This window comes from Arthrobacter sp. ok362, assembly GCF_900102785.1.
Taxonomy (GTDB): Bacteria; Actinomycetota; Actinomycetes; order Actinomycetales; family Micrococcaceae; genus Arthrobacter.
The window spans coordinates 36,186-52,754 of record NZ_FNGC01000015.1 but is presented as its reverse complement, the minus strand read 5'-3'; the positions used below and the strand labels follow the sequence as shown (position 1 = coordinate 52,754).

Annotated in this window: 14 protein-coding genes; 11 read left to right on the top strand and 3 right to left on the bottom strand. The window is 66.2% G+C overall.

Features of this window, described 5'->3' with window-relative positions:
- Positions 1 to 13 precede the first annotated feature (13 nt).
- Positions 14 to 1,423 (bottom strand): lytic transglycosylase domain-containing protein, encoded by a 1,410-nt coding sequence (locus BLQ10_RS17945; protein ID WP_091564383.1) that lies wholly within the window; start codon positions 1,421 to 1,423, stop codon positions 14 to 16.
- A gap of 308 nt (positions 1,424 to 1,731) precedes the next feature.
- Between BLQ10_RS17945 and BLQ10_RS17940 the strand changes: the two genes are divergently transcribed.
- On the top strand, positions 1,732 to 2,085 hold the full coding sequence (locus BLQ10_RS17940; protein WP_091564381.1) for an Rv2175c family DNA-binding protein: 354 nt from the start codon (positions 1,732 to 1,734) through the stop codon (positions 2,083 to 2,085).
- Between the two features lie 127 nt (positions 2,086 to 2,212).
- Here BLQ10_RS17940 and BLQ10_RS17935 read toward each other — a convergent pair whose 3' ends face one another.
- Together BLQ10_RS17935 and BLQ10_RS17930 are read right to left on the bottom strand one after the other, a co-directional pair.
- Complete coding sequence (locus tag BLQ10_RS17935) at positions 2,213 to 3,307, bottom strand: polyprenyl synthetase family protein (RefSeq protein ID WP_091564379.1); 1,095 nt, start codon at positions 3,305 to 3,307, stop codon at positions 2,213 to 2,215.
- Positions 3,304 to 3,831 (bottom strand): hypothetical protein, encoded by a 528-nt coding sequence (locus BLQ10_RS17930; RefSeq protein ID WP_091564378.1) that lies wholly within the window; start codon positions 3,829 to 3,831, stop codon positions 3,304 to 3,306. The genes BLQ10_RS17935 and BLQ10_RS17930 overlap by 4 nt, the downstream gene beginning before the upstream one ends.
- Before the next feature lie 211 nt (positions 3,832 to 4,042).
- On the opposite strand from BLQ10_RS17930, the gene dinB reads away from it, so the two are divergent.
- The 10 genes from dinB (at position 4,043) to murD (ending at position 16,569) form a co-directional block, all read left to right on the top strand.
- Positions 4,043 to 5,203 (top strand): DNA polymerase IV, encoded by a 1,161-nt coding sequence (gene dinB / locus BLQ10_RS17925; RefSeq protein WP_254785655.1) that lies wholly within the window; start codon positions 4,043 to 4,045, stop codon positions 5,201 to 5,203.
- A 303-nt stretch (positions 5,204 to 5,506) separates the two neighbouring features.
- On the top strand, positions 5,507 to 5,878 hold the full coding sequence (locus tag BLQ10_RS17920) for a DUF3040 domain-containing protein (RefSeq protein WP_091564376.1): 372 nt from the start codon (positions 5,507 to 5,509) through the stop codon (positions 5,876 to 5,878).
- A 403-nt stretch (positions 5,879 to 6,281) separates the two neighbouring features.
- Positions 6,282 to 6,710: a division/cell wall cluster transcriptional repressor MraZ gene (mraZ, locus tag BLQ10_RS17915; protein ID WP_028275887.1), complete on the top strand. Its 429-nt coding sequence runs from the start codon at positions 6,282 to 6,284 to the stop codon at positions 6,708 to 6,710.
- Positions 6,711 to 6,902: 192 nt separating this feature from the next.
- Positions 6,903 to 7,901, top strand: a complete 999-nt coding sequence (gene rsmH, locus BLQ10_RS17910; protein ID WP_091564374.1) for a 16S rRNA (cytosine(1402)-N(4))-methyltransferase RsmH — start codon at positions 6,903 to 6,905, stop codon at positions 7,899 to 7,901.
- Positions 7,898 to 8,593 (top strand): cell division protein FtsL, encoded by a 696-nt coding sequence (locus BLQ10_RS17905; RefSeq protein ID WP_091564373.1) that lies wholly within the window; start codon positions 7,898 to 7,900, stop codon positions 8,591 to 8,593. Before rsmH ends, BLQ10_RS17905 begins: the two co-directional genes overlap by 4 nt.
- Positions 8,594 to 8,634: 41 nt before the next feature.
- A complete protein-coding gene (locus BLQ10_RS17900; RefSeq protein ID WP_091564371.1) occupies positions 8,635 to 10,437 on the top strand; it encodes a peptidoglycan D,D-transpeptidase FtsI family protein in 1,803 nt (600 codons plus the stop codon).
- A 176-nt stretch (positions 10,438 to 10,613) separates the two neighbouring features.
- A complete protein-coding gene (locus BLQ10_RS17895; protein WP_091564370.1) occupies positions 10,614 to 12,275 on the top strand; it encodes a UDP-N-acetylmuramoyl-L-alanyl-D-glutamate--2,6-diaminopimelate ligase in 1,662 nt (553 codons plus the stop codon).
- 6 nt (positions 12,276 to 12,281) lie between these two features.
- Positions 12,282 to 13,880, top strand: a complete 1,599-nt coding sequence (gene murF / locus BLQ10_RS17890) for a UDP-N-acetylmuramoyl-tripeptide--D-alanyl-D-alanine ligase (protein ID WP_091564368.1) — start codon at positions 12,282 to 12,284, stop codon at positions 13,878 to 13,880.
- Entirely contained in the window at positions 13,877 to 14,986 is a 1,110-nt protein-coding gene (gene mraY / locus BLQ10_RS17885; protein WP_091564366.1) for a phospho-N-acetylmuramoyl-pentapeptide-transferase, read from the top strand. The genes murF and mraY overlap by 4 nt, the downstream gene beginning before the upstream one ends.
- A complete protein-coding gene (murD, locus tag BLQ10_RS17880) occupies positions 14,983 to 16,569 on the top strand; it encodes a UDP-N-acetylmuramoyl-L-alanine--D-glutamate ligase (RefSeq protein ID WP_175558681.1) in 1,587 nt (528 codons plus the stop codon). The genes mraY and murD overlap by 4 nt, the downstream gene beginning before the upstream one ends.

The window sequence follows — 16,569 nt, the reverse complement described above, 5'->3', positions numbered from 1 at the left end:
CTGGAGTCTGTATTTAGCCGAACAGGCGCTGGTTGGCCTTGATGGCGGCGACGTACCCCTTGGTGTCCTCGAACATGCCATTCTGGCTCACCGAGTACTGACCCTGGTAGTAGCCGGCGATCGCACTGTCCAGATCAGGGCTCGTGCGGACCAGCTGGCGGATGATCGCGATGCCGGCCGTGGCGTTGTCGTACGGATCCAGGAGGTTCAGCTTGCGGCCCACGAGATCGGAGGCCCACTGGCCGGACGACGGGATGACCTGCATGGTGCCGATCGCATTGGCCGGTGACACAGCACGCTGGTTGAAGCCCGATTCCTGGTAGGCAAAGGCCAGGGCGAGGCTGGCATCCACGCCCATGCGCCGTGCCGTGTCCGCCACGATCGACTTCATCTGCTCACGGCTGGGCACCGGAGCGGCGTTGAGCAGCGCCTTGTTCTGGTTGGCCGAGCTGACCACGGCGGCCGGGTAGCTGAACCCGAGGAACGTGCTGGGCACGAGGGGGGTGGTTGCCGCAGGCTTGCTCGAGGCCGGTGCGATCGTCGACGCGCCGGGGATGACGAGCTTCTGGCCCGGGTAGATGATGCTCGACATCGTCAGCCGGTTGGCCGACAGGACGTCCGAGAGCCTGACGCCGTTGCGGGCCGCGATGCCGGAAAGGGTATCGCCGGCCTTGATGGTGTAGGAGCCCGACTTGGCCGGCGCGGGCGCCGACGACGCAGGCTTTGTCGCGGCGGGAGCGGCGGGAGCCTGAGTGCTGGAACCGCCGCCGACCTTGACCTTCTGGCCGGGATAGATCACTGAGCCCATGCCGAGCCCGTTCCACTTGAAGACCTCGGAAAGCCCAACGCCGTGGCGTGCGGCGATGCCGCTCAGCGTGTCGCCTGCCTTCACGACGTAAACGCGGCCAGCGCCCGGGGCTGAAGTGACAGAGGCGGAAGTTGAACGGGCGGAAGTTGAAGAGGCCGGGGCGGCCGGAGTGGCTGCCCGGGCCGGCTTCGAGCCCGTGAGCTTGATCTTCTGCCCCGGGTAGATGACGGTGTTCGCCTTCAGGTTGTTCAGCTTCAGCACGGCGAAGGTGTCCAGGCCGTAGCGGCCGGCAACGGCACTGATGGTGTCGCCGCGGGCGATCGTGTAGACGGCGGGAACCGCGGACTTTGCGGGCCGCATGGCGCTTGGCAGCGTTGCCGGGACAGAGGCGGCGGGGATGAGTGCCGCCTTGAGGGACGTCGCCGCGCCCGCCGTTGCCTGGGCACGCATGGCGGCCGCGAGGGTTGCCGGGACCGAGCGGGCGCGCGATTCGGCTGCGGCAGGCTGGGCGATCGCCAGGGAGGAAAGCACGACGGCGGGAAGCGCCGCCGTCGTCGCCGCTATTAGCGGCAGGCTGCGCCCCGGACGGAGCTGTGGCGAACGTGAGGTTGTCATTGGAAAGATCCTCTTCTCAGCGGCAACGCTGCGGTCAGGCCGGTAGAACTGGTGTTACCAGTGTGACAAATGTTATTTCTGTTACAAATGTGATCTATGTGAATGTCTCATGAATTGGCAATTAGCACAAGAACCCTTTGACATTCCGCAAACCAGACTCCGGCGGAGTGTCGGCCAAACGCCGTCCCTGAGGGGGCCGGTGTGAACCCGGGCGGCATTGTGGTGGGCGGGACGGGCCATGGCCGCGGCCGTCATTTTCTGCCCATGCCGACTAGGCGGCGGGGCACCCGCCGTGGCAATCTTTATCCGTGAGTAATGTAGAAAGCCTTGTGGGCGAATGGCTGCCCCTGCCCGATGTCGCACAGCTTCTGAACGTATCTATTACAAAGGTCCATGCACTTCTGGACGAGCGTGCGCTGGCGGCCGTGAGAATCGGCGACCGGCGCATCCGGTCCGTGCCTGCGGATTTCATCCAGGACGGGCATGCAGTGGAGAGCCTGAAGGGCACCATTGTTGTGCTCTCGGACGCCGGATACTCCGATGAGGAACTGATCAACTGGCTCTTTACCCCGGACGAATCCCTCCGCGGCCGGCCGATCGACGCCCTTCGGGAAGGGCGCAAGACCGAAATCCGCCGCAGGGCGCAGTCACTGGCCTGGTAGTAGCCTGCTGGCAGCATCAATTGGCCGGCGGCATCCCTAAGACGTGCCATGAGGGGCCGTGCACTGCGCAAGCCGCTGTGCACGGCCCGCCCGCTTTTCCCAGGCACCTTAACCTGGAAGGGCCGGGCTAGGCGGCGCGGCTGACCGTGGCCTCTGCCAGCCTGCGGAGCGCGGTCTTGGGCAGCTCCTGAAGCGGCAGGAGGTCCAGGGCGGCGAAGGCCGCCTTGCCGAACTCATCGATGAGTACTTCGGTGGCCTGGAGCGCACCGCAGTCCACGATGATCCGCCGGATCTCCTCGATGTCCGCGTCGCTGAGATCGGGGCTGCCCAGCTTGGCGTCGATGAACTCTGATTCGGCCGCCGTGGCCTGGTCAAGGGCGAAAGCCACCAGGACCGTGCGCTTGCCCTCGCGGAGATCGTCTCCGGCAGGTTTGCCCGTGGTGATGGGGTCGCCGAAGACGCCAAGGACATCGTCCCGCAGCTGGAACGCCTCGCCGAGCGGCAGGGCGAAGGCGGAATAGCCACGCAGCAGTTCGTCGCCGGCGCCGGCCAGGGCGCCGCCCAGAGCGAGCGGGTGTTCGGTGGAGTACTTGGCCGACTTGAACCGGATGATGGACTGGGCCCGGCTGACTGCCCCGGCGCGGTCCCGCCTGGGCCCGGCGACCTCTTCCAGGATGTCCAGGTACTGCCCGGCCATCACTTCGGAGCGCATCAAGTTGAAGATCAGCCGTGCCGGGCTGCCGGAGGCGGCGCGGTGTCCGATTTCCGTGAAGGATTCCTCGCTGAAGGACAGGCAGAGATCCCCGGTCAGGATCGCAGCCGCGTGGCCGAACCGCTCGCTGTCCAGCGCCCAGCCCTGGGCCTCATGCAGTTCGACGAACCGACGGTGGACGCTGGGACCGCCCCGGCGGGTATCCGAGCGGTCAATGATGTCATCGTGGATCAGGGCGGCGGCCTGGAACAGCTCCAGGGCCGAGCCGGCCGTGACCACCTCGTCCGCGCCGGCCTCCCCGCCGGCGCCACGCCACCCCCAGTAGCACATGAGTGCCCGCAGGCGCTTTCCGCCCGTGACCAGGTTTGAGATCGAGCCCATGAGCGGATCGATGTCCTGGGAGATCGAGGACATGACGGCCTGACGGCTGGTCAGGAACTCCGTGAGCTTCCCGGCGACGGCGGCCACGTAATCCGTCTGCTCGAGCCGCAGCTGTTCTGCGAGGCTCACTTGACGGACTCGGCAGCGACGTTCGCACCGATCGTGAACGTGGATACATCTGTTGTCTGCATGACGGAGATGTTCACGGTTTCGTTGTCCCCGCGCAGGAAGTCCTTGGAAGGCAGGGCGCCGACGGTTTCACCGGGTACGGGCTTGAAGCCCTGTGCCGCCAGGGCCTTGGTGTAGTAGGCCAGGACATCGGCAGCAGGGGCCGTGATGCTGCCGACCAGTGCCACGGTTGCCGGTGCGGTGGTCTTATCGAAGCTGCTGGACACCACCTTGGCTCCGGGCATTTGCGGCAGGAGCTTCTGCGGGAAGCCGGGAACCAGGGCGCCGACCGTGGCCGACGTGCCGGGCTCCGCGGAAGGGCTCGGGGGAGCCGTGGTGGAGGACTGCGCAGATGCGGCCGGGTTCGACGCCGACGACGTCGCTGGGCTCCCGGTGCCGGCCGGCGTGCATGCGGCCAAGGCCAATAACGCGCCCGCCGCCGCGATGGCCGCTGCGGCACGTTTGCGCTGTCCAAATACCTTCACAGGGACTTTCCTCCTGGTGTTGAAGCGGAATCAGCCTCCAGTTTAGTCAGTCCCCGGGCATAGGATTGAAGACGTGGGGCCGGACGCAGACAATCAGCAGAGAGTGCAGACGAATGTGCGCCCTCAGGGGCTGCCGAATGCGCAGCCCCACATCCAGCCTCCCGGCCGCCTCAGCGGGGAATCCCTGCTGGAACTTCGGCGCAGCAGCATCATGCACGTGGACATGGACGCGTTCTTTGTCTCGGTGGAGCTGCGCAGCCGTCCCGAGCTGAAGGGAAAGCCCGTGATTGTGGGCTATCCGGCGGACCGTTCGGTGGTGCTCTCCGCGTCTTACGAGGCCCGGGCGTTCGGCGTCAGGTCAGCGATGCCCATGGTGGTGGCGGCACGCATGTGCCCATCGGCTGTCATCATCGAACCCCGCCACAAGCTCTACTACGAAGTCTCCGGCCAGATCATGGAAATCTTTGGTTCCATCACGGACCTCGTCGAGCCGCTCAGCGTGGACGAGGCATTCCTGGACGTCGGGGGCGCCATCCGGAGGCTCGGTCCGCCCCGTGAGATTGGAGAACTGATCCGGGCCCGCGTCTTCCGGGAATTGGGAATCACGGCGTCGGTGGGCATTGCCGCCAGCAAGTTTGTGGCCAAGATCGCTTCCACCCGGTGCAAACCCGACGGGCTGCTGCTGATCAGGCCTGAGGAGACCGTCCCGTACCTGCACAGCCTCCCTGTCAGTGCGCTTTGGGGTGTCGGCGGCAAGACCGTCGAAGTGCTTGCCCGAAGGGGTATCCGGACGGTGGCGGACGTCGCCGCCTCGCCGCTGCCCTCGCTGCGGAAGCTGCTGGGCGCCTCGGGGGAACATGTCCACCGGCTCTCCTGGGGCATCGATCCGCGGCCCGTGACGCCGGTCCGGCTGGAAAAGAGCATTGGAGCCGAGGAGACGTTCGCCACTGACACCGCGGATGAGGCCCTGCTGCACCGCGAGCTGCTGCGGCTTTCGCACCGGACGGCGGAGCGCCTCCGCGGCGCCGGCATGCACGCCCGCACCGTGGCGCTCAAGCTGCGCTACGCGGACTTTTCCACCATCACCCGCAGCCGCACCGTCAGCACCCCGATTGACAGCGCCCAACTCCTTTACGCAGTGGCGGTCCAGCTCCTGGAATCGGTAGGAGAGAGGCCCATGACAGTCCGGCTCGTGGGCATCCGGGCCGAACAGCTGGAAGAGGCTGCCCACGCCCCGCTCCAGCTCAGCCTGGACCGCCGGGACGACAACTGGCGGGCTGCCGAACAAGCCCTTGACGCTGTCACCCGGAAATTCGGCAATAAATCGGTTTTACCGGCGCGGCTCCTGGATCCCGGGGACCCCCTCGAATGAGCCAGGCACAGGGATTGGCGGTGCCGCCCCGGCAGGGGCTCCAGCCAGTGGTTCCGGGCACGGGACAGGGCCTTAAGACTGTCTTTCAGAACAGGCCGCAACAACCTATCCTTATTAATACCTAGGTTTAGGACTACTGGATTGACCGTTCGGGCGACCCGGCCAGCCACGACCGGCACGGGACTTGGAATGGCCCCTTTCACCAAGGGCGGTGAGTGGGAACCACTTCGGAATCCCGGGCGTTAGGGGATTAGGGCAATGGCCACGTCACGCCCGGACGTTGGCAGACATGAGGAGGTCGTGATGCCGCTCTCGGAGCACGAACAGAAGTTGCTGGAGCAACTGGAGAAGCAGCTGCATGAGGACGACCCAAAGTTTGCAAGCTCGATGGGATCGGTCCCCGGGCGCTCTTGGTCCACGCGCCACCTGGTTATGGGCGTGCTCGCGACTCTCGCGGGCGTGCTGCTGTTATTGGTCGGAGTGTCGACGCAAATCATCATCGTCGGGGTTGTGGGCTTTGTAGTGATGGGCGCCGGCGTCTACTTCGCCACGATGCGCAGTTCGGCTGTCGGCAGGGCCCGGGCAGCTGGCGGCCGCAAGCAGGGCAAACCCAGGAGTTCGTTCATGAGCAACCTTGAGCAGCGCTGGGACGAACGGCACGGGGGCGAATCCTGAATTAATCCGTGATGGCCCCTTAGGCCCTCCACTTTCCGCCACCGGTACAACGGGGGACGGCGCGAGACCCGCTTCGGCGGGTCTTTCGCCATTTAAAGCTGAAATCTTGCTGCGGTGGGGACATAAAAGGGGTGTCGCCCTCGAATTGTTTCACCCTGGCGCCGGTCCGCGCCGTGAACCGGCGGCGGCGAGTGAGGCAAGCAGGCAAAATCGCTCCACTTTCCCCCATTAATCCTGTTTCCCTGCAAATGCTGGGAAGAAAGGGGATAAACATCCGCAAATTTGTCCAAACTTCCCGGGCGTGTCGTTGACTGTGGAGCGATGTGGAGTAATGTGGAGGACGTAAGAGGGTAGTGGCAGCACAGGGGACGTTGGACTTTCTAGAACAGACGGGCGGTGGGCCGTGTTTCTCGGCACACATTCGCCGCGTCTGGACGAAAAAGGTCGAATTATCCTCCCCGCGAAGTTCCGCGAGGAACTTGCAAGCGGGCTGGTTCTCACAAGGGGTCAGGAGCGTTGCATCTACGTCTTCAGTGAGGCGGAATTCGGCCGGGTTCACGAGCAGATGCGGGAGGCTCCAATTTCCTCCAAGCAGGCACGTGACTACATCCGTGTTTTCCTCTCTGGAGCCTCGGACGAGGTACCTGACAAGCAGGGGCGCGTGACGATTCCGCCGGCGCTCCGGGAGTACGCAGGTCTTGGCCGGGAACTCGCCGTCATTGGCGCAGGATCCCGCGCGGAGATCTGGGACGCCCAGGCTTGGAACGAGTACCTGGCCGAAAAGGAAACCGCCTTCTCGGAAACAGACGACGCTATTCCGGGGATTCTTTGAACCCCCACTCCACAGGCACACAACGTTCCTTGATCGAGATCTCCAGCCGCCCATCCGGTTGTTGTCCTGGCTCACTTCCCCGGAGCCAGGCCGGCGCAGGGTAGGCGCGGATGGGGATCTGGACCAAGGAACGTTGCGTAAGAGCTGCAACCACCCGCAACCAGCAAACTCCCGCGACGAAAGGACGAAGGCATGACGGATCCCGACCAGGCGAAGCCTACGTCCGAACGCCATGTACCGGTCCTCAAGGACCGGTGCATCAATTTGTTGGCCCCTGGCTTCGAAGCTGCCCGGAGCCGCGGCGAGACCCCCGTGGTGATCGACGCGACGCTCGGCATGGGCGGCCACTCCGAGGCCCTCCTCCAGCGCTTTCCCGACCTCCACTTGATCGGCATCGACCGCGACGAGGAAGCCCTGGCGCTGGCGGGGGCGCGCCTGGCGCCCTTCGCGAACCGGACCGACCTCGTTCACGCCGTCTACGACGAGATCCCGGACGTCCTCGCGGACCTGGGCTTCACCGAAGTCCACGGTGTGCTGATGGACCTTGGCGTCTCGTCCCTCCAGCTGGACGAGCGTGAGCGCGGCTTCGCCTACTCCTTCGACGCGCCCCTGGACATGCGGATGGACACCAGCCGCGGCCAGACTGCCGCCGACGTCGTCAACAACTACAGCGAAGAAGAACTCGTCCGGATCATCCGGAAATGGGGCGAGGAGAAGTTCGCCGGCCGCATCGCGAACAGGATCGTGGCCGCGCGCGCCGAAAAGCCCTTCACCACCACCGGCGAACTCGTCGAACAGATCCGGTCCGTGGTGCCCGCCGGCGCCGCCAAGTCCGGCGGCCACCCCGCGAAGCGCACTTTCCAGGCACTGCGGATCGAGGTCAACGAGGAACTGGATGTCCTGGAACGCGCCATCCCGGCAGCCATCGAGGCCATCGCCCTCGGTGGCCGCGTGGTGGTCATGTCCTACCACTCCCTGGAAGACAAGATCGTCAAGGGCTTCTTCCAGGCCGGATCGAAGTCCTCGGCCCCGCTCGGCTTCCCGGTCGAGCTCGAAGAGCACAAAGCCGAACTCAAGACCCTGACGAAGGGCACCGAGGTGCCGACCGCCGCTGAAATCGCCGAAAACCCCCGCGCAGCCTCCGCCCGGCTGCGCGCCGTCGAACGCATCAAAGCCAGGAGAGCCGCATGAGCACCGCCGCCGTCAACAGCTACCCCGTTGCCCAGGGCGCCACCGCCCGTGCCCTGCCCGGCCTCCGCCCCGGCGCTGCCCCCGGCATTGAACAGACCCGGAAAGCGCGCACTCCGCTTTCTGTTGTCCGCTCCGTGCCCCGCAAGCGCCGCGCACCATTCGTGGTCCTCTGCTTCGGCCTCCTGGCGATTGCCCTCATGGCCGTGCTGGTCCTGAACATCTCCGTCTCCTCCGCCCAGTACCAGCTGGTCCAGCTCCGCAGTACACAGACCACCCTGACCAAGCAGAACCAGGACCTCACCCAGCAGGTCCAGAACTTCGACGCCCCGCAGAATCTCGCAGCCAAGGCCACGGAACTGGGCATGGTGGCTTCCCTCTCCAAGGGCCAGATCGATCTCTCCACCCTCAGCGTCACCGGCAAGGCTAAGCCGGCCGTCAAGGGTGATGGCCCGGGCGCCGTCATCGCCGCACCGGCCCTTGCCGGAGCGATCAACGTCGTCCCGCCGGTCACGGAGAATGAACCGCTCGCCCAGCGCAAAACGACACAAACAGACACCGCGCCGGCCGACACCAAACCGGCCGACACCAAGCCGGCTCCGGCACCTCCCGCCCCAGCGCCGCCCGCAGCCCCCGCCGTGGAGCTCCACGGCGGATCGGTTCCCGCCCCCGCACAGAAGACACCCGGGCAGTAACGTTCACTGACCACCAGCAAGGCAAGCAGCAAGGACTCACCGTGGCGAAGAACTCCGGCAAGGCAAGCAAGGCGAAAGCCCCAAACGCCACCCGGCGGCTCCGTTGGGGACTCGGCATCATGCTGGCGCTCCTGCTGGTGGTCGGCGGCAAGCTGTTCATGGTCCAGGGCCTGGACATCGGGGGCATGGCGGAGGCCGCCCTCAACAACCGGCTCACGCCCATAGTGCTGCCCGCGGAGCGCGGCAGTATTCTCGATTCCTCCGGCACGGTCCTGGCCAGCAGCGTCATCCGCTACAACATCGTGGTGGACCAGACCGTCAACACCAAGACCGATTCCTTCCGCCGGCTCGAAACCATCAATGGCAAGGACGAACTCGTCAAAGTTACCCGGGATCAGGGCATCTCAGAACTGGCCGGCGTGCTCGGCATGGACCGCGACGCCCTGCGCGATGCCCTGACCGGAACCCAGCGCTACTACATCGTGGCCAAGGACCTGAAACCTGACGTCGAAGACCAGGTCTCCAAGCTGCAGATTCCGGGCATTGTCACTGAAGGAACCAGCAAGCGGGTCTATCCCGACGGCTCCGTGGCCGGCGGGATTGTCGGGTTCCTCAAGGACGGCACTACGGGCCAGGCAGGGCTCGAGCAGACCCAGGACGAGATCCTCAAAGGAACCCCTGGCAAGCGCGTGTTCGAAATCGGCGCCGACGGACTGCGCATCCCCGTGGGCGTGGACGAGTTGACGCCGGCGATTAACGGCAAGGACATCAAGCTCACGCTGAATTCGGACCTGCAGTATTTTTCCCAGCAGGCGATCCAAAGCCAGAAGGACAAGCTCGGCGCCGAGTGGGGTGTGATTGTGGTCTCCGACACCAAGACCGGCAACATCATCGCCATGGCCGATACCGACGCCCCTGATCCTAACGACCCCGGCAAGGTTGCCGCCGAGGACCGCGGGGTCCGGGCCGTCACCGCCTCCTACGAGCCCGGCTCGGTGGAGAAGATGATTACGGCCGCGGCCGTGATCCAAGAGGGCAAATCCAGCCCCCTGGACACCTTCACCATTCCGCCGACCTACACCGTGGACGGCCAGACCTTCAGCGACGCGTTCGAACACGGCACCGAGCACCGGACGCTCGCCGGAATCGTGGGCTATTCCATGAACACCGGCACGGTCATGGTGGGCCAGCGCCTGAGCAAGGACCAGCGCTATGACTGGCTGCGGAAGTTCGGCATCGGCGAGGCCCCCGACATAGGGCTCCCGGCCGAATCCAAGGGCATCCTGACCCCGGCCGACCAGTGGGATGGCCGCCAGCAGTACACCGTCCTCTTTGGCCAGGGCGTGGCCCAATCCACTCTCCAAACCGTCCGGGCCTACCAGAGCATCGCCAACGACGGGGTGATGCTCCAGCCGCGGCTGATCGACAGCTACATCAACCCGGACGGCACCGAGGAAAAAGTCCCGACCAAGACGCCGCAGCAGATCGTTTCCAAGGAGACCGCCAAGCAGGTGCGCGACATCCTGGAGAGTGCGGTGACCGAGGGCGAGATCAAGGAGGCCGCGATCGACGGGTACCGCGTGGGCGCCAAGACGGGCACCTCCGAATCCCCATGCGACGACGGAAAATCCGGTTTCTGCGGCTACACCGCTTCGATCATCGGGATGGCGCCCATGGACAATCCGCGGTTTATTGTTGAGGTGGTCCTGCAACGGCCCAAGGGAAGCATCTACGGAATCACCAACGGACCGGTGTTCCGTTCGGTGATGAGCCAGACGCTGCGCACGTTCAACGTCGAGCCCTCCACCGGCGAACCCGTACGGCTGCCGCAGTACGCCAAGTAGCGCCTGTTCCACCTGGCACCCGGAAGTCATTAGCCGGCGCCACTGCCCAGTGCCTGTGCGCCGGAGCATGTCTCCATGCCAGGTCCCGATTCAACAGTGCCCGATTCATTAAGTCCCGATTCAACAATGCCCGATTCGTTCAGGGCCCGATCCACTAGCACCACATGGAGATCCACTTGTCAGAGCTCACCGACCCCGATGCTTCCGCGCCGTCCGGCCAAGACTCCACCCCGGGCTTCCGGCCCACTGCGGTCGCCGCAGTGCCGCTGGCGGCCATCGGTGCGGCGATCGGCGTCGCCGTTCCCGGGGCATCCAGCTCCGTCCCGGTCACCGGGATCTCCCTGAACTCGCGGTCGGTCCGCCCGGGGGACCTCTACGTGGCCCTGCCCGGCGCCACCCGGCACGGGGCAGACTTCGTGTCCCAGGCCGTCGACGCCGGCGCCGTGGCGGTCCTGACAGACGACGCCGGAGCGCGCCTGCTGGCACTGGCCAATGACATCCCCGTTCCGGTGCTGCTGACCCATCAGCCGCGCAGCGTAGTCGGCCGGCTGTCCGCACTCATTTACCAGAGCCGGCCCGACGGCGCCGGGGCACCGGCCCTCTTCGGTGTGACAGGCACCAACGGCAAGACCACCACCACCTACTTCATCAATGCCCTCCTTCGGGCGCTGGGCAAACGGACCGGGCTGATCGGAACGATTGAGATCCTGGCCGGCGGCGAGCCGATCCCGAGCCTGCTGACCACCCCGGAATCCACGGATGTGCACGCCCTGCTGGCGCTCATGCGCGAACGCGGGCTCGATGCCGCCTCCATGGAGGTTTCCTCGCACGCCGTGTCCTTCCACCGCGTGGACGCCGTGGTGTTCGACGTCGCCGGATTCACGAACCTCACCCAGGACCACCTGGACCTGCACGGGACCATGGAGGAATACTTCCAGACCAAGGCCCGGCTGTTCACCCCGGAACGCGCCCGCGCCGCTGTGGTGACAATCGATGATGCCTGGGGCCGGAAACTCGCGGCCACCGCCGAAATCCCGGTGACAACCCTGGCCGCGGCCGGGGCCACCGGCAGCGGGAAGGCTGACGCGGACTGGACCGCGGACTGGACTGTGGCCCGGACTGCTCCGCGGGGCCTCGGCTCCGACTTCGTACTCCGGCACCGCGACGGCGCAGAGCTGCGCGTCCACACCGGCCTGCCGGGAGGCTTCAACGTCGCCAACGCCGCGCTGGCCACGGTGATGGTGCTCGCCGGCGGCCACGAGCCTGCCGCCGTGCAGGCCGCCCTCGACGCCGCGGACCCCTTCACCGTCGCTGTGCCCGGCCGGATGCAGCTTGTGTCTACGGCCCCGGCGGCCGTGGTGGATTTCGCGCACAACCCCGACGCCTTGGAGCGTGCCCTCGAAGCGGTTCGGTCCCCGGAACCCGGATCCAAGGTGATTATCGTTTTCGGCGCCACCGGACAGCGCGACCAGAGCAAGCGCCCCGCCATGGGGGCCATCGCGGCCCGGCTGGCGGACACCGTAATTGTCAGCGACGACGATCCCCACGATGAGGACGCGGCGGCCATCCGCGCGGACGTCCTTGCCGGGGCACTGGCGGCCAAGGACGACGAGGGCCTGGACTGCACGGTCCTGGAAGTCTTCCCGCGCGACGCCGCCATCCTGAAGGCCGTAGAGCTCGCCGGAGCCGGGGACACCATCCTTGTGGCCGGGCGCGGGCACGAGGTGTGGCAGGAAGTCAAGGGAGTCAACCTGGCCCTGGATGACCGGGTGGAGCTTCGGAACGCCTTGACAGCACGGGGATTCACCGTTCTCGAAGACCACCGGATAGAGTCCTAAACCGAGATGATTGCATTTACAGCGGCGGAAATCGCCGACATAACCAACGGCCGGCTCGCCGCGGAACCGGGAATTACCCCCGCATCCGTGGTGACCGACTCCCGCGAGGCCACGGCGGGTTCCCTCTATGTGGCCAAACCGGGGGAGAACGCCGACGGGCACGACTTCGTGGGCGCCGCCTTTGACCGGGGCGCCGTCCTGGCACTCGTGGAGCGCCAGGTCGCCGACGCCGCCGGAACGAACTATCCCGCCGTCGTCGTTGAGGACGCTGTCCTCGCCATGGGCGCACTGGCCGCCGAATCCGTCCGCCGGATCCGGGCCAGCCGCGCAGCAGCCGGCGCCGCGTTCACCGTGATCGGCATCACCGGTTCCGCCGGCAAGACCACCACGAAGGACCTGCTCGCCGGAATCTTCGCGACCGCTGGCACCGAAGGCGCCACCGTTGCGCCGCAGGGGTCCTACAACGGCGAGATCGGCGTCCCGCTCACCGTCTTCAAAGCCGATTTCGACACCCGCTACCTCGTCATCGAGATGGGCGCCACGGGCATCGGCCACATCGAATACCTCGCGGACATGGTCCGGCCGGAGATCGGCGTCGTTCTCGGCGTCGGCTCCGCCCATGCCGGAGAATTCGGCGGCGTCGACAACATCGCGGTCGCCAAAGGCGAACTCGTGGAGGCGCTCCCGGCCGGCGGCACCGCCGTGCTGAACCTGGACGACTCCCGCGTCGCCGCGATGGCCGCCCGGACCCGGGCCCGCGTGCTCGGGTATACCTCCCGCCCGGCCGGCATAGGCCAGGACAACAGCGTCCAGGCGGACGTGGCCCAAGCCGATCTGGTTAGGGCCGAGGGTGTGGAACTGAACGCCGAAGGCCATCCCGAATTTGAGCTCTACCTGCCCGGTGACGGGGCGACCCAGCACGGAACACCCCCGGACGGGACAACCCAGCAGGGATCAACCCGGTACCGCGTTGCCGCCAAGCTGATCGGTGCCCATCACATGGCCAACCTCCTCGCGGCTGCGGCAGCGGCGCACGCGGCCGGCATCCCCGGCGCGCAGATCGCGGCCACGCTCAGCGCGCAGGCCGCCGCCAGCCGCTGGCGGATGGAACGCACGGAGCGTCCCGACGGCGTGACCGTCATCAACGATGCCTACAATGCCAACCCGGAGTCCATGCGGGCGGCACTGCGGACGCTGGCCGAGCTGGGCCGCGGCCGCCGCACCTGGGCAGTCCTGGGCGCCATGCTGGAACTTGGCCCGGATTCCATCCGCGAGCACATGGCAGTCGGCACCCAGGTGGTGCGGCTCAACATCTCCCGGCTCGTCGTGGTGGGCCGGGAGGCCCGGTCGCTGTATGTCTCGGCCGTCAACGAGGGCTCCTGGGGCGACGAATGTGTTTTCGCCGAGACTGCTGACGAGGCCTACGAGCTTCTTCAAGCCGAGCTCCAACCCGGCGACCTGGTCCTGTTCAAGTCATCGAACGGCATCGGGCTGCGCCACTTGGGGGATCGGATAGCATTACCCCCACATGCCACCAAGGACTCTCCCGAGCGATCTGCTGAGGGAACTGCCGCAACCGCCACCGAAGGGAGTACACAGCTGTGATTGCACTGCTGATGGGCGCCGGAATGGCGCTGCTCCTGGCGTTTGTGGGCACCCCGCTGTTTGTCCGGTTCCTGGTCCGCAAGGGCTACGGACAATTCATCAGGGACGACGGACCCACCTCCCACCACACCAAGCGCGGTACGCCCACAATGGGCGGCACCGTTGTGGTCCTGGCGGTCCTCGTCAGCTACGGGCTCACGCACCTGTTCATGTGGATGATGAACCCGCACTCCCCGGGACCAAGCGCGTCGGGGGTACTCCTGCTGTTCCTTATGGTGGGTATGGGGCTGGTCGGATTCCTGGACGACTTCATCAAGATCTCCAAGCAGCGCAGCCTGGGGCTGGATGCCAAGGCCAAGCTGATCCTCCAGGGCGCCGTTGGCATCATTTTCGCCGTGCTGGCGCTGAGGTTCCCCAATGCCGCCGGCCTGACCCCGGCTTCCACCCAGATCTCGCTGGTGCGCGATATTCCGTGGCTTAACTTGGCCTTCGCCGGAACCGTGCTCGGTGCCATCCTGTTTGTGCTGTGGTCCAACCTGATCGTCACGGCCGCGACCAACGGCGTGAACCTCACTGACGGCCTTGACGGCCTCGCGGCCGGCGCATCGGTCATGGTGTTCGGGGCGTACACGCTCATGGGCATCTGGCAAAGCAACCAGGCTTGCGGGTCCCCGCGGCAGGCCGGCGGCGGCTGCTACTCGGTCCGCGACCCTCTTGACCTGGCCCTGTTGGCCGCCATCCTGAGCGCGGCGATGGTCGGGTTCCTGTGGTGGAACACCTCGCCCGCGAAGATCTTCATGGGCGACACCGGCTCCCTTGCCATCGGCGGCGCCGTCGCAGCTTTCGCCATCCTGTCCCGCACCGAACTGCTGCTGGCCTTCATCGGCGGGCTCTTCGTCCTCATCACGCTCTCGGTCATCATCCAAGTGGGCTACTTCAAAGCCACCAAGGGCAAACGGTTCTTCAAGATGGCACCGCTGCAGCACCACTTTGAACTCAAAGGCTGGGCCGAAGTCACGGTGGTGGTCCGGTTCTGGATCCTGTCCGGGTTGTTTGTCGCCGCCGGCCTGGGCATCTTTTACGCCGAATGGGTGGTGCTCCTGTGACCGGACCTATCCCCGCCCCGCTCACCACCTCACCCCGGCTGCAGGGACTCACCACCTGGGACTCTGACTGGTCCGGCCTGCGCGTCGTGGTCACCGGCATCGGCGTCTCGGGCTTCGCCGCCGCCGATACCCTGATTGAACTCGGTGCCCGGGTGGTGGTGGTGGACTCCGCCACCAGCGCCAGGGCGCTGGCCCAGGCCGACACGCTCCGGATCGTCGGCGCCGTGGACGTCCTGCTGGGCGAAGAAGCGGTGGAGTCCATTCCGAAGATTGACGGGCACAAGCCCGATTTGGTGGTAACGTCCCCGGGTTGGCGCCCGGATCAGGCCTTGCTCGCCGCTGCGGCGCGGGCGCACATTCCGGTGTGGGGCGACGTCGAGCTCGCATGGCGGCTCCGCGAACGCAAGGGCCGCAAGACCGCCGACTGGCTGACCATTACCGGCACCAACGGCAAGACCACCACGGTTGGCCTGACCGAGTCCATGCTCCAGGCCGCCGGGCTCAAGGCGATCGCCGTAGGCAACGTCGGGACCCCGATCCTGGACGCCCTGCGCGACCCGGTGGACTACGACGTTTTCGCGGTGGAGCTCTCCAGTTTTCAGCTGCATTGGAGCCACTCGGTGTCCCCGGTGGCCAGCGTGTGCCTCAACGTCGCTGAAGACCACGTGGACTGGCATGGTTCCTACGCGTCCTACCTGGCTGACAAAGCCAAGGTCTACGCGAACACGCAGAAGGCCTGCATCTACAACGCCGAGCAAATCGAGACCGAACGCATGGTCGAGGACGCGGACGTGGTGGAAGGCTGCCGGGCAGTGGGCTTCACCACACTGATGCCGGCCATCAGCATGCTCGGCGTCGTGGAGGGGCTGCTGGTGGATCGCGCGTTTATCGCCGAACGCAAGGACAGCGCGGCCGAACTCGCCTCGATTGCTGACTTGGGGTCGGCGGCACCCCGCCACATGGTGGCGAACGCGCTGGCAGCGGCCGCCTTGGTCCGGGCTTACGGGCTGGAGCCGTCGGCGGTCCGTAAGGGCCTGCTGGACTACCTCCCGGGAGACCACAGGATCCAGCCCGTGGCCCGCCACGAGGGTGTGCTCTGGGTAAACGATTCCAAGGCCACCAACCCCCACGCCGCGGCCGCCGCTTTGTCCGCGTTCCAGAACGTGGTGTGGATCGCCGGAGGCCTGTCCAAGGGCGTGAATTACGACTCCCTGATCCAGGAACAGGGCAACCGGCTCAAAGCCGTGGTCCTGATCGGCGCGGACTCCAGTGATCTGCAGGCCGCACTAAAGCGACACGCGCCCGATGTCCCCGTGATCTTGCCGGCCAAGGGCGAGACTGAGGACGTGCAGACTGCCGGAACGGCCAAAGCCGACGCAGGCCCTTCGCCGATTTTCGGCGAGACTGTGATGGCCGCGGCGGTTGCCTCGGCGGCGCAGCTGGCCGCCTCCGGGGACACTGTGCTGCTGGCCCCGGCGGCTGCTTCCATGGATCAGTTCTCTTCCTATGCTCACCGTGGCGATGCCTTCATCGAAGCTGTCCGCGAGCTCGTGGAAGGGCAGGCTCAGACCAGCGAGGAGTAA